This is a genomic window from Streptomyces sp. ISL-99 (genome assembly GCF_018614005.1).
In the GTDB taxonomy this organism is placed as follows: Bacteria; Actinomycetota; Actinomycetes; order Streptomycetales; family Streptomycetaceae; genus Streptomyces; species Streptomyces flavidovirens.
The window spans coordinates 3,232-17,086 of the sequence record NZ_JAGGPC010000091.1; the positions used below are offsets into that span (position 1 = coordinate 3,232).

A 13,855-nucleotide genomic window follows, 5' to 3' on the forward strand; every position below is an offset into this window, starting at 1 on the left:
CCTCGTCCGTGGCCAGGCCCCGGATCGTCAGCGTCGTACGGCGGCGCAGTACGTCGTCCGCCGTCTCGGCCCACTCGTGGTCACGGGCGTACACGACCTGCGCCCAGATCTCCGGCGCGTCCGGGTGGACGCGCTCGGCCAGCGCCGGGTCCTCGTTGGCCAGGCGCGCGATGTCGAAGGACAGCGAGCCGTAGTGCGTGGCCAGGTGGCGCGCGGTGTCGGCGGCCATCCGCGGGCCCGGCGTACCGCCGTCGACGAGCAGCCGGTGGGCGACCGCGTTCGGGTTGGATATGCCCGGCAGCGGCAGCTTCTTCGGCAGCCGCGAGATGGGCTCCATGTCCTCGCCCAGCGGGTGGCCGGGCAGGGCGGCGAGCTTGTTCATGACGGTGCGGCCGATGTGACGGAACGTCGTCCACTTGCCGCCGGCGACCGACAGCATGCCGCCGCGTCCCTCGGTGACGACCGTCTCGCGCTTGGCCTTGGAGGTGTCGCCGGGACCGCCGGGCAGCACCCGCAGGCCCGCGAAGGAGTACGTGATGAGGTCGCGGGAAAGCTGCTGGTCGCGGATCGAGAAGGCGGCCTCGTCCAGGATCTGGGCTATGTCCTTCTCGTTGACCGCGACGTCCGCCGGGTCGCCCTCGTACTCCTCGTCGGTCGTGCCGAGCAGGAGCTGGTCCTCCCACGGCAGCGCGAACGTGATGCGGTACTTGTCGATCGGCGTGGCCAGCGCCGCCCGCCAGGGGGCGGTGCGCTTGAGGACCAGGTGCGCGCCCTTGGAGAGCCGGATGGAGGGCGCGGCGTCCGGGTTCTCCATCTTGCGCAGGTGGTCGACCCACGGCCCGGTGGCGTTGAGCACCAGACGGGCCGTCACACCGAACTCCGAACCGTCCAGGCGGTCCTTGAGCTCCGCGCCCGTGACCCGGCCGTTGGTGAAGCGAAGGCCGGTGACCTCGGCGTGGTTGAGGACGGTCGCGCCCGACTCGACGGCCGCACGGACCGTCATCAGGGCCATGCGCGAGTCGTTCATCTGGTCGTCGCCGTAGACCGCGACGGCCTTGAGGTTGTCCGTACGGAGCTCGGGCACCGCACGGGCCGCCTTCGCCGGGCCGATGACGTGGCCGACACCGTCGCCGAAGGCGGACAGCGCCGAGTAGGCGAAGACGCCCGCGCCGAGCTTGGCCGCGCCGTGGGGGCCGCCCTTGTAGACGGGGAGGTAGAAGGTCAGCGGGTTGGCGAGGTGCGGCGCGACGTCGCGCGAGACGGCGCGCCGCTCGAAGTGGTTCTCCGCGACGAGCTTGACGGCGCCGGTCTGGAGGTAGCGCAGTCCGCCGTGGAGCAGCTTGGACGAGGCGGAGGAGGTGGCGCCGGCGAAGTCGCCGGCGTCCACCAGGGCCACCCGCAGTCCCGACTGGGCGGCGTGCCAGGCGGTGGAGATGCCCAGGATGCCGCCGCCGATCACCAGGAGGTCGTACGTCGCCTTGGAAAGCCGTTCCCGGGTCTCGGCGCGGCTCGTGGCACAGCCGTCGGCCGGGCGCGTCCCGAGGGCCGGGACGCTCTGCAGGGTGGTCATTTTCGTAACTCCTCGTCAGCTCTCGTCTTCGAGCCAGCCCATGGACCGCTGCACGGCCTTGAGCCAGCTCTTGTACTCGCGGTCCCGCGCGGCCGCGTCCATGCGGGGGGTCCACTCGGCGGCCCTGCGCCAGTTGGCGCGCAGCTCGTCGGTGCTGGACCAGAAGCCGACGGCGAGGCCGGCGGCGTAGGCGGCGCCGAGGCAGGTGGTCTCGGCCACCATCGGGCGCACCACCGGTGCGTCCAGGAAGTCCGAGAGCGTCTGCATCAGCAGGTTGTTGGAGGTCATGCCGCCGTCGACCTTGAGGGCCGTCAGCTCGACGCCGGAGTCCTTGGTCATGGCGTCGCTGATCTCGCGGGTCTGCCAGGCGGTGGCCTCCAGGACGGCACGGGCGATGTGCGCCTTGGTGACGTACCGGGTGAGGCCGGCGATCACACCGCGGGCGTCGGGGCGCCAGTACGGGGCGAACAGGCCGGAGAAGGCGGGGACGAAGTACGCGCCGCCGTTGTCCTCGACGGACGAGGCCAGCGTCTCGATCTCGGCGGCCGACTTGATCAGGCCCATCTGGTCGCGCATCCACTGGACGAGCGCGCCGGTGACGGCGATCGAGCCTTCGAGGGCGTAGACGGGCCTCTCGTCGCCGATCTGGTATCCGACGGTCGTCAGCAGGCCGTTGTACGAGTTGACGGGCGTGTGACCGGTGTTCATCAGCATGAAGGTGCCGGTGCCGTACGTCGACTTCGCCTCGCCCTGGGAGAAGCAGGTCTGGCCGAACAACGCCGCCTGCTGGTCACCGAGCGCCGAGGCGACGGGCACGCCCTTCAGCGGGCCGGCCTTGGCGACGCCGTACACCTCGGCGGAGGAACGGATCTTCGGCAGCACGGCGGACGGGATGTCCATCGACTGGAGGATCTTCTCGTCCCACCGCATCTCGTGCAGGTTCATGAGAAGGGTGCGCGAGGCGTTGGTGACGTCGGTGACGTGTACGCCGCCGTCGGTGCCGCCCGTCAGGTTCCAGATGACCCAGGAGTCCATGGTGCCGAAGAGGATGTCGCCGGCCTCGGCGCGCTCGCGCAGGCCCTCGACGTTGTCCAGCAGCCAGCGGACCTTGGGACCCGCGAAGTACGACGCGAGCGGCAGGCCGGTCTCGCGGCGGAAGCGGTCCTGGCCGACGTTGCGGCCGAGCTCCCTGCAGAGCGCGTCGGTGCGGGTGTCCTGCCACACGATGGCGTTGTGGACGGGCTCACCGGTGTTCTTGTCCCACATCAGCGTGGTCTCGCGCTGATTGGTGATGCCGATCGCCTTGACGTCGGCCGGGGTGATGCCCGCCTTGTCGATGGCGCCGGCGACGACTTCCTGGACGTTGGTCCAGATCTCGGCCGCGTCGTGCTCGACCCAGCCCGGCTTCGGGAAGATCTGCTCGTGCTCCTTCTGGTCGACCGCGACGATCCGGCCGTCCTTGTCGAAGACGATGCAGCGGCTGGAGGTGGTGCCCTGGTCGATGGCCGCGATGAACGGGCCGGTGCTGTGTACGTCGGTCACGGTGTGCTCCCGGAGGTCTGTAGAGGGTCGGCGGGTCGGCTCAGGCGAACGCGATGTTGTAGATACCCGCGGCGAGGGCTCCGCCGATCAGCGGGCCGACGACGGGGATCCAGGCGTAGCTCCAGTCGGAGCCGCCCTTGTTCGGCAGCGGGAGCAGGGCGTGCACGATGCGCGGGCCCAGGTCGCGGGCCGGGTTGATCGCGTAGCCGGTCGGGCCGCCGAGCGAGAGGCCGATGCCGACCACGACGAGGGCGACCATCAGTCCGCCGACCGCGCCGAGGCCCTTGCCGCTGTCGTTGAGGCCCTGGGTGAGGACCGCGAGGACGAGCACGACGGTGCCGATGATCTCGGTGGCGAGGTTCTGCCAGACGTTCCGGACTTCCGGGCCGGTGGAGAAGATGCCCAGCACGGGTCCGGCCTTGGGGGCGGCCTTCTGGTCGACCATGCCTTCCTCGGCGGGCTGCTCCGCGAGGATTTCCGGGTCCGTGAGATGGGCCTGGAACTGGCCGTAGTACGCGATCCAGACCAGGGCGGCGCCGATCATCGCGCCGAGTATCTGGCCGGCGAAGTAGACCGGAACGTTGCTCCAGTCACCGTCCTTGATCGCGATGCCGACCGTGACCGCCGGGTTGAGGTGGGCGCCGGAGAGGCTGCCGGTCATGTAGACGGCCGTCATGACGGCGAAGCCCCACCCGAAGGTGATGGCGAGCCAGCCGGCGTTCTGCGCCTTCGAGCGCTTGAGCACGACGGCGGCGACGACGCCTGCGCCGAGCAGGATGAGTACGGCGGTACCGATGATCTCGCCGATGAAGATGTCGGAGGTGGACACCTGCGACTCCTTTGTCCTTGCGTCCAGGGGAAAGGCGAACTCCGGGTCCCTCCGGATGGTTCGCGCCCTCGGTGAGGGCCTAGCCGGTCCCTTGGCGTTGCCACACTCTAGCGCGTATTGCCGGTAGGTGTTCGGCATTGCCGACCGATGAACGGCAGTTTTGTCCTCGGTTAACACGCACGTCAAGAGTTCCGTGACCGGTTTCCCGATCGTTACCAGCCTGGCAGGACAGAGCGGATCGCGCCTCAGAAGCGGCTGGCGCCCAGGTCCCGCGACACCGCGCGAGCGCAGTCCCGTACGGCCGCGACGAGGTCGCTGCGCAGATCCCCACCGTCACGGAGCCGCTCCACGGCGCCGGTGATGCCGACGGCGCCGACCGGCATCCGCCGGCGGTCGTGGATGGGGGCGGCGATCGAGGCCACCCCGTCCCAGGTCTCCTCCACGTCGGCGGCCCAGCCGCGCGCCCGTGTCAGGTCGAGCACCGCCTCGAAGTCCCGCCCGTCCGTGATCGTGTGCGGGGTGAAGGTCTTGCGCTCGTTCTCGACGACCTCGTTGTGCGCCACCGGGTCGTACGCCGACAGCACCTTGCCCAGCGCGGAGGAGTGCAGCGGCTGCATCGCCCCGACTTCGAGCACCTGCCGGCTGTCGTCCGGACGGAAGACGTGGTGGACGATCAGTACGCCCTTCTGGTGCAGTACGCCCAGATAGACGCTCTCGCCGCTGGAGCGGGCCAGGTCGTCGGTCCACACCAGCGCGCGGGCGCGCAGCTCGTGGACGTCCAGATAGGTGCTGCCGAGGCGCAGCAGCTCGGCGCCCAGCTGATAGCGGCCCGAGGCCGCGTCCTGCTCGACAAAACCCTCCGCCTGGAGGGTGCGCAGGATGCCGTGGGCCGTACCCTTGGCAAGACCGAGGGACGAGGCCACTTCGGACAGGCCGAGCCTGCGCTCGCCACCCGCGAGCAGGCGCAGCATCGCCGCCGCCCGCTCGAGCGACTGGATATTCTTCGCCACGCTCGGCCACCTCCACCTCGGTTCGACAATGCTGAACACTATCGGTTCATGCCGACCTGGCGTCACCGCCCGGGGCCCACCCGGCGACCGTCAGCCATCAGAACACGACGCGGACACGATGCCGTCCGGCCCGTGGGACGCCTTCACGCCACGGACGGGGTCACGGCTACGCTGGCCAGGTGCGCCTTCCGCCGGGACGGCGCAAAGCCGACAGCCGTCGCACTCCAGGGAGCAGATCCATGGCCTCGTTGCCAACCCCCACGCCTGCCAGCCACAGCAGCCGCGCAGACGCCCTCCGCGAAGCACTCGCCAGCCGGGTCGTGGTCGCCGACGGGGCGATGGGCACCATGCTTCAGGCGCAGGACCCCAGCCTGGAGGACTTCGAGAACCTCGAAGGCTGCAACGAGATCCTCAACATCACCCGCCCCGACATCGTGCGCACCGTCCACGAGGAGTACTTCGCGGTCGGCGTGGACTGTGTCGAGACCAACACCTTCGGCGCCAACTTCGCCGCGCTCGCCGAGTACGACATCCCCGAGCGCGTGTTCGAGCTGTCCGAGTCGGGCGCCCGCATCGCCCGCGAGGTCGCCGACGAGTTCGCGGCCAAGGACGGCCGCCAGCGCTGGGTGCTCGGCTCGATGGGCCCCGGCACCAAGCTGCCGACGCTGGGCCACGCTCCGTACATCACGCTGCGCGACGCCTACCAGCAGAACGCCGAAGGCATGCTCGCGGGCGGCGCGGACGCGCTCCTGGTGGAGACCACCCAGGACCTGCTCCAGACGAAGTCCGCGATCATCGGTGCCCGCCGCGCCATGGACGTCGCCGGCATCAGCGTCCCCCTGATCTGCTCCGTGACGGTCGAGACCACCGGCACCATGCTCCTCGGCTCCGAGATCGGCGCCGCGCTCACCGCGCTGGAGCCGCTCGGCATCGACATGATCGGCCTGAACTGCGCCACCGGCCCGGCCGAGATGAGCGAGCACCTGCGCTACCTCGCCCGCCACTCGCGCGTCCCGCTCTCCGCCATGCCCAACGCCGGCCTCCCCGTCCTGGGCAGCAACGGCGCGCACTACCCCCTGTCGGCCGAGGAGCTGGCCGACGCCCAGGAGGCGTTCGTACGCGACTACGGCCTGTCCCTGGTGGGCGGCTGCTGCGGTACGACGCCCGAGCATCTGCGCCAGGTCGTCGAGCGGGTACGTGACCTCACCCCGGCCCCCCGCGACCCGCGCCCCGAGCCCGGCGCCGCCTCGCTCTACCAGACCGTCCCCTTCCGCCAGGACACCTCGTACCTGGCCATCGGCGAGCGTACGAACGCCAACGGGTCGAAGAAGTTCCGCGAGGCCATGCTGGAGGGCCGCTGGGACGACTGCGTGGAGATGGCCCGCGACCAGATCCGCGAGGGCGCGCACATGCTCGACCTGTGCGTCGACTACGTGGGCCGGGACGGCGCCGCCGACATGGCGGAACTGGCCGGCCGGTTCGCCACCGCCTCCACCCTGCCCATCGTGCTGGACTCCACCGAGCTGGACGTCCTGCGGGCCGGTCTGGAGAAGCTCGGCGGGCGCGCGGTCATCAACTCGGTCAACTACGAGGACGGCGACGGGCCGGAGTCCCGGTTCCAGAAGGTCACCAAGCTGGCGCGGGAGCACGGCGCCGCGCTGATGGCGCTGACCATCGATGAGGAGGGCCAGGCCCGCACGGTCGAGCACAAGGTCGCCGTCGCCGAGCGGATCATCGCCGACCTGACGGGCAACTGGGGCATCCACGAGTCGGACATCCTCATCGACTGCCTCACCTTCACCATCTGCACCGGTCAGGAGGAGTCCCGCAAGGACGGCGTCAACACGATCGAGGCGATCCGTGAGCTGAAGCGGCGCCACCCGGACGTACAGACGACGCTCGGCCTGTCGAACATCTCCTTCGGCCTCAACCCGGCCGCCCGCATCGTCCTGAACTCCGTCTTCCTGGATGAGTGCGTGAAGGCAGGGCTGGACTCGGCGATCGTGCACGCCAGCAAGATCCTGCCGATCGCCCGCCTCGACGAGGAGCAGATCAAGGTCGCCCTCGACCTGATCCACGACCGCCGCGCGGAGGGTTACGACCCGCTCCAGCGCTTCCTTGAGCTGTTCGAGGGCGTCGACACGAAGTCGATGAAGGCCGGCAAGGCGGAGGAGCTGCTGGCCCTGCCGCTCGACGAGCGGCTCCAGCGCCGCATCATCGACGGCGAGAAGAAGGGCCTGGAGGCCGACCTCGACGAGGCCCTGACCGAGCGTCCGGCCCTGGACATCGTCAACGACACGCTGCTGGAGGGCATGAAGGTCGTCGGCGAGCTGTTCGGCTCCGGCCGGATGCAGCTGCCGTTCGTGCTCCAGTCCGCCGAGGTCATGAAAACCGCGGTGGCCTATCTGGAGCCGCACATGGAGAAGACGGACGACGAGGGCAAGGGCACCATCGTGCTGGCCACCGTCCGGGGCGACGTCCACGACATCGGCAAGAACCTCGTCGACATCATCCTGTCCAACAACGGCTACACCGTCGTCAACCTCGGCATCAAGCAGCCCGTCTCCGCGATCCTGGAAGCCGCCGAGGAGCACAAGGCCGACGTCATCGGCATGTCCGGCCTCCTCGTGAAGTCCACCGTCATCATGAAGGAGAACCTCCAGGAGCTCAACCAGCGCAAGATGGCCGCCGACTTCCCGGTCATCCTCGGCGGCGCGGCCCTGACGAGGGCGTACGTCGAACAGGACCTCCACGAGATCTACGAGGGCGAAGTCCGCTACGCCCGCGACGCGTTCGAGGGCCTGCGCCTGATGGACGCCCTCATCGGCGTCAAGCGCGGCGTCCCCGGCGCCAAGCTCCCCGAACTCAAGCAGCGCCGCGTCCCCAGGAACGCCACGACCGCCGTGCTCGAAGTCGAAGAGCCCGAGGGGTCGGTACGCTCCGACGTCGCCGTCGACAACCGGATTCCCGAGCCGCCGTTCTGGGGCACCCGCGTCGTCAAGGGCATCGGCCTGAAGGAGTACGCCTCCTGGCTCGACGAGGGCGCGTTGTTCAAGGGCCAGTGGGGCCTCAAGCAGGCACGGACCGGTGACGGGCCGACGTACGAAGAGCTCGTCGAGACCGAGGGCCGCCCCCGGCTGCGCGGCTGGCTGGAGCAGCTCCACACCAGGAACCTGCTCGAAGCCGCCGTCGTCTACGGCTACTTCCCCTGCCACTCCAAGGGCGACGACCTGATCCTCCTGAACGAGGACGGTTCCGAGCGCACCCGCTTCACCTTCCCGCGTCAGCGCCGCGGCCGCCGCCTGTGCCTCGCCGACTTCTTCCGCCCGGAGGAGTCCGGCGAGACAGACGTGGTCGGCCTCCAGGTCGTCACCGTCGGATCGAAGATCGGCGAGGCCACGGCCGAGCTGTTCGAGTCGAACTCCTACCGTGACTACCTCGAACTGCACGGGCTCTCCGTCCAGTTGGCGGAGGCACTCGCCGAGTACTGGCACGCCCGGGTCCGCAGCGAACTCGGCTTCGGCGCCGAAGACCCGGCCGCCGTCGAGGACATGTTCGCGCTGAAGTACCGCGGCGCGCGCTTCTCACTCGGTTACGGCGCCTGCCCCGACCTGGAGGACCGCGCGAAGATCGCGGACCTTCTCCAGCCGGAGCGGATCGGCGTCCACCTGTCGGAGGAGTTCCAGCTGCACCCGGAACAGTCCACCGACGCGATCGTCATCCACCACCCCGAGGCGAAGTACTTCAACGCGCGCTAGACCCGGACGAGTCGTACACTGGTCGGTCCAGCGCAGGCCGGTCGCCTTCCCACCTGGGGAGACGGCCGGCCTTCTCGCCCCTTCAGGAGGTGTGCCCGGATGACCAGCACCGTCCCCGCGCCCAGTACCCGTACGGCCGAAGGCTCCGCACTGCAGGCTGTTTTCCTCGACATGGACGGCACTCTGGTCGACACCGAGGGATTCTGGTGGGAGGTCGAGGCGGAGGTCTTCGCCGACCTCGGGCATGTGCTGGACGAGGCGTGGCGCGACGTGGTGGTCGGCGGGCCGATGACGCGCAGTGCGGGCTATCTCATCGAGGTGACCGGCGCGGACATCACGCTGCCCGAGCTCACGGTGCTGCTCAACGACCGCTTCGAGAAGCGCATCGGGCACGGCGTGCCGCTGATGCCCGGTGCGGCGCGGCTGCTCGCGGAACTGGCCGCGCACGAGGTGCCCACCGCTCTGGTGTCCGCCTCGCACCGGCGCATCATCGACCGCGTCCTGGAGACGCTGGGTCCCGAGATGTTCGCGCTCACGGTCGCGGGGGACGAGGTGGCCCGTACGAAGCCGCACCCGGACCCGTATCTGCAGGCCGCGGCGCGGCTCGGCGCCGACCCCTGGAGATGCGCGGTCGTCGAGGACACGGCGACCGGTGTGGCGGCCGCCGAGGCCGCAGGCTGCCGCGTGGTGGCCGTCCCGTCCGTCGCGCCGATCGCGCCCGCGCGCGGCCGGGTGGTCGTGGGATCGCTCGAAGAAGTGGATCTCGCTTTTCTCACGACGCTCATCACACGAATGAACTGACCCGTACACCGAGCGTGCTTTCGCTATTCGGGCGGAAACTCTCGGCATTGGACCGTGCATTTTCTGTGACACACGGAAATAGAAATGCGCAGCGGAACAAAAGTATTCACCGGGTGAGCTTTGTCACCCCCGGGCCGTCCCGGACGGCGCCGGGCGGCGCCAAAGCGCCCTTGAGGGGCCGTATTTGGCGTCCTTGTGTCCCGATTGGTGGAGTGGTGTACGAATCATTCCCGCCCCACCGCGCCGCCCGCGGCGATTCATGATCGTCGGCCGATAACGGGTCGCCCCTGCCCTGGTCCGGCCTCCCCGGCGATCCCCACTAATCTCAACACGAGAACTTCGCCGCACCACCATGTGCCCCAGCGCTCAACCAGTTGCTGGGACCACAGAACCGATCGCTCTGATCCCGGCCCGATCGCTCCGCCCCGACCGGGCGGCCGCGGCGGAGTATCCCGTACACCGCTGTAACTCAGTGCCGGATGAGGAGAACGTCCAGGATGAACCGCAAGACTTTGGTGCTGCCGGCCGTGATCGGCCTGCTGGCACCCGTGCTCGCCGGATGCGGCGGGCCGGGCGGCGGCAAGGGCGGTGATGCCATTGTCGTGGGCACCACGGACCAGTTCGTGGCCACGAAGGACGCGCCCGCACCCTTCGACCCCGCGTTCGCCTACGACGCGGGTGCCTGGAACGTTCTCCGCCAGACCGTCCAGATGCTGGTGCACGTCCCGCGAGGCGGCGGCGAGCCCGTGCCGGACGCGGCCTCCAAGTGCGGCTTCACGGACACCCAGAACGAGAGCTACCGCTGCACCCTGCGCAGCGGGCTGACCTTCGCCGACGGTGACGCGATCACCGCTGAGGACGTCAAGTTCTCGATCGAGCGCGTCCTGAAGATCAAGAACGACAACGGTCCGGTCGCCCTGCTCTCGAACATCGACACGATCGAGACCAACGGCGACCACGAGATCGTCTTCCACCTCAAGACGCCGGACGCCACGTTCCCGTACAAGATCGCCACGCCCGCCGCGGCCATCGTCGACTCCGACACGTACCTGGCGGACAAGCTCCGCGACGGCGTCGCCGCCGACGGCTCGGGCCCGTACACGCTGAAGACCGAGACCGAGGGCGACCGCGTCGTCAAGGCGGTCTTCACCAAGAACCCCGAGTACAAGGGCGACTTGAAGCTCCAGAACGACAAGGTCGAACTGCGGTCGTTCACCGACGCGCAGTCCATGGAGAAGGCGCTGCGGGACGGCGACATCAGCATGATGACGCGCACCCTGCAGCCCGAGCAGATCAAGGACCTGTCGGACCATCCGGCCGAGGGCATCGAACTCGTCGAGATGCCCGGCCTGGAAATCCGCTACCTCGGCTTCGACACCGACGACTCCACGGTCAAGAGCAAGGCGGTGCGCCAGGCGCTGGCCGCCGTCGTCGACCGCGGGGAGCTCGCCACCAAGGTCTACCCGCAGACGGCCGAGCCGCTGTACTCGCTCATCCCGAACACCATCACCGGCCACCAGAACGCGTTCTTCAACAAGTACGGCGAGCCGAACCGGCCCAAGGCCGCCGGCATCCTCGGCGCGGCCGGCATCAGCACGCCGGTGAAGCTGACGCTGCACTACACGAGTGACCACTACGGCCCGGCGACGAAGAAGGAGTTCGAGGTGCTCCAGGAGCAGCTCAACGCCACGAACCTCTTCGACGTCAGCATCAAGGGCACCGAGTGGTCGAAGTTCCGTGACAACCAGAAGCGCGGTCAGTACGCCGTCTACGGCATGGGCTGGTTCCCCGACTTCCCGGACGCCGACAACTACGTCGCGCCGTTCCTGGACAAGGACAACTTCCTCAACTCCCCGTACGTGAGCAGCGAAGCCAGGAACAAGCTCATCCCCGAGTCGCGCCGCGCGGCCGACCGGGCCACGGCCGCGGGGCCGTTCGAGCGGATCCAGGAGATCGTCGCCAACGACGTACCGGTGCTGCCGCTGTGGCAGGGCAAGCAGTACGTCGCCGCGCGCGACAGCATCACCGGCGTCGAGTGGGCCCTCAACTCCTCGGCGGACCTGCAGTTGTGGGAGCTGGGCCGCGGCGTCTCCTGACGCCGGAAGTATCCGGCCGCGAATTCCGCGTCGCCGGTGGGTAATTCATCGAATCTGTGAGGCAAGGATCCGTGAAAAGGCGTAACCAGTGGCTGACGGCCCCGCTTGCGGCGGGACTGGCGGCGGGGCTGCTCAGCGGTTGTGGCACCGACGGGGGCGGCTCGGGCGGCACGGATGGCGGGGTGGTCATCGGAATGTCGGACGAGGTGCTGGCCACCGATCCGGCATCGGGCTACGACCCGGGCTCCTGGCTGCTGTTCAACAACGTCTTCCAGTCGCTGTTGAGCTTCCCCAAGGGCAGCTCCTCTCCGCAGCCCGAGGCCGCGGAGACCTGCGACTTCGACAAGGGCGGCAGCACGGTCTTCCGCTGCACGCTGCGCGACGGGCTGAAGTTCAGCAACGGCAACGAGCTGACGTCGAAGGACGTCAAGTACTCCTTCGAGCGCTCGCTGAAGATCAACGACAAGGCGGGCCCCGCCGCGGTCATGCTCGGCTCCATCGACACGATCGAGACGCCGGACGAGAAGAACATCATCTTCCGCCTCAAGGTGCCGGACGCCACCTTCCCGAGCAAGATCGCCTCGGGCGCCGGCTCCATCGTCGACCACCGCGAGTACGCCTTCGACAAGCTGCGCACCGACCAGAAGGCGGTCGGCTCGGGCCCCTACAAGCTGGACAGCTTCGGCCGGACCGAGGCGTCCTTCTCGGTCAACGAGAACTACAAGGGCACCGCCGAGACGAAGAACACCGGCGTCACCATGAAGTTCTTCCACGGTGACCAGAAGGCGCTGGCCGCTTCCCTCAAGAAGCGCGACGTGGACATCGCCTACCGAGGCCTCACCGCCGACGACATCACCGAAATCGAGCACTCGAAGGCCGAGAACACCAAGGGCATCGAGGTCGTCGAGGGCTCCAGCGCCGAGGTCCAGCACCTGGTCTTCAACGTGAACGACCCGGTCGTGGCCAAGCCCGCCGTGCGCAAGGCCATGGCCTTCCTCATCGACCGCGACGCGCTGGTGCGGGACGTCTACCAGTCCACCGCCACCCCGCTGTACTCCATCATCCCGAGCGGTATCGGCGCCCACAACACGGCGTTCTTCGACACCTACGGCGGCAGCCCGCAGCCCGACAAGGCCAAGCGGGCCCTGCGCGGCGCGGGCATCACCGGCAAGGTGAAGCTCACCCTGTGGGCCACACCCAGCCGCTACGGACCCGCAACGGTCGAGGAGTTCAAGGCGATCGCCGGTCAGCTCAACAAGAGCGGGCTCTTCGACGCGAGCGTCGAGTCGGTCGAGATCAACGAGTACGAGCAGAACATCGCGGCCGGCAAGTACGGCGTGTACGTGAAGGGCTGGGTCCCCGACTACCCGGACCCGGACAACTTCACCCTGCCGTTCTTCGGCAAGGACAACGTCCTCGGCAACAACTACGAGAACAGCCGGATCACCGACGGGATCATCCCGGACACCGCCGCCGCGACCGACCGCCCCACGGCGGAGGAGGACTTCAACAAGCTCCAGGAGATCGTCGCCGACGAGGTGCCGATCATCCCGCTGTGGCAGGGCAAGCAGTACGCCGTGGCCTACGACGACATCTCGGGCCTGGAATGGACCCTGGACGCGTCGACCGTCTTCCGGTTCTGGGAGATCAGCAAGGGCTGAGGCAGGCAGGACGCCGGCCGGCAGCAACCGCTGCCGGCCGGCCCCCCCACCGGTCCGGGTCCGGCGTCCGCTACTGGGCGCCGGGCCTGACCAGGCCGCTCTCGTACGCGTACACCGCGGCCTGCACGCGGTCGCGCAGCCCGAGCTTCGTCAGTACATGCCCCACGTGCGTCTTCACGGTGGTCTCGCTCACGAAGAGGTCGGCGGCGATCTCCGCGTTGGACAGCCCGCGGGCCACCAGCTTCAGCACCTCGACCTCACGGTCGGTCAGTGTGTGCAGCGTGTTGGGGACCTGCTCCTCACCGGACGGCAGGTGATCCGCGTACTTGTCGAGCAGCCGGCGCGTGATGCTCGGCGCCAGCATCGCCTCGCCCGCGGCCACCACCCGGATCGCCTGCACGAGCTCGTTGGCGGGCGCGTCCTTCAGCAGGAAGCCGCTGGCCCCGGCGCGCAGCGCCTCCACGACGTACTCGTCGAGGTCGAAAGTGGTCAGCACCAGCACCTTCGCCGGGCCGTCCTTGCCGGGCCCCGTGATCTGACGCGTCGCCTCCACACCGTCCATGCGCGGCATCCGGATGTCCATCAGGA

9 protein-coding genes are annotated in these 13,855 nt (G+C 68.9%); 4 read left to right on the forward strand and 5 right to left on the reverse strand.

What is annotated here, in order from left to right; genetic code table 11:
* The 4 genes from J7E91_RS34770 to J7E91_RS34785 all read right to left on the reverse strand — a co-directional run.
* Positions 1-1,570: glycerol-3-phosphate dehydrogenase/oxidase (locus tag J7E91_RS34770; protein WP_214911330.1), on the reverse strand; the 1,570-nt coding region annotated here is incomplete at its 3' end.
* A gap of 15 nt (positions 1,571-1,585) precedes the next feature.
* A complete protein-coding gene (gene glpK, locus J7E91_RS34775; RefSeq protein ID WP_214911332.1) occupies positions 1,586-3,112 on the reverse strand; it encodes a glycerol kinase GlpK in 1,527 nt (508 codons plus the stop codon).
* A gap of 40 nt (positions 3,113-3,152) precedes the next feature.
* Entirely contained in the window at positions 3,153-3,941 is a 789-nt protein-coding gene (locus J7E91_RS34780) for an MIP/aquaporin family protein (RefSeq protein ID WP_214911334.1), read from the reverse strand.
* Between the two features lie 245 nt (positions 3,942-4,186).
* Positions 4,187-4,951, reverse strand: coding sequence for an IclR family transcriptional regulator (locus tag J7E91_RS34785; RefSeq protein ID WP_214911336.1), 765 nt, complete (start codon positions 4,949-4,951; stop codon positions 4,187-4,189).
* Positions 4,952-5,190: 239 nt separating this feature from the next.
* Between J7E91_RS34785 and metH the strand changes: the two genes are divergently transcribed.
* The 4 genes from metH (at position 5,191) to J7E91_RS34805 (ending at position 13,267) form a co-directional block, all read left to right on the forward strand.
* Positions 5,191-8,709 carry a methionine synthase gene (gene metH / locus J7E91_RS34790; RefSeq protein ID WP_214911338.1) on the forward strand — a complete coding sequence of 1,173 codons (3,519 nt, stop codon included), beginning with the start codon at positions 5,191-5,193 and terminating at the stop codon, positions 8,707-8,709.
* A 99-nt stretch (positions 8,710-8,808) separates the two neighbouring features.
* Positions 8,809-9,510, forward strand: coding sequence for an HAD family phosphatase (locus J7E91_RS34795; protein ID WP_214911340.1), 702 nt, complete (start codon positions 8,809-8,811; stop codon positions 9,508-9,510).
* A gap of 497 nt (positions 9,511-10,007) precedes the next feature.
* Positions 10,008-11,606 (forward strand): ABC transporter substrate-binding protein, encoded by a 1,599-nt coding sequence (locus tag J7E91_RS34800; protein ID WP_214911342.1) that lies wholly within the window; start codon positions 10,008-10,010, stop codon positions 11,604-11,606.
* A 71-nt stretch (positions 11,607-11,677) separates the two neighbouring features.
* The gene (locus J7E91_RS34805) at positions 11,678-13,267 is read left to right on the forward strand and encodes an ABC transporter substrate-binding protein (protein ID WP_214911344.1); all 1,590 of its coding nucleotides are present in this window, start codon (positions 11,678-11,680) and stop codon (positions 13,265-13,267) included.
* Between the two features lie 70 nt (positions 13,268-13,337).
* On the opposite strand, the gene J7E91_RS34810 is transcribed toward J7E91_RS34805, so the two are convergent.
* Positions 13,338-13,855 (reverse strand): response regulator transcription factor (locus J7E91_RS34810; protein WP_214911346.1); only part of this gene is annotated, 518 nt, incomplete at its 5' end.

Excerpts from the sequence above, each read along its gene's own strand:
- metH (WP_214911338.1), top strand. The coding sequence starts at position 5,191 with ATGGCCTCGTTGCCAACCCCCACGCCTGCCAGCCACAGCAGCCGCGCA.
- J7E91_RS34795 (WP_214911340.1), top strand. The coding sequence starts at position 8,809 with ATGACCAGCACCGTCCCCGCGCCCAGTACCCGTACGGCCGAAGGCTCC.
- J7E91_RS34800 (WP_214911342.1), top strand. The coding sequence starts at position 10,008 with ATGAACCGCAAGACTTTGGTGCTGCCGGCCGTGATCGGCCTGCTGGCA.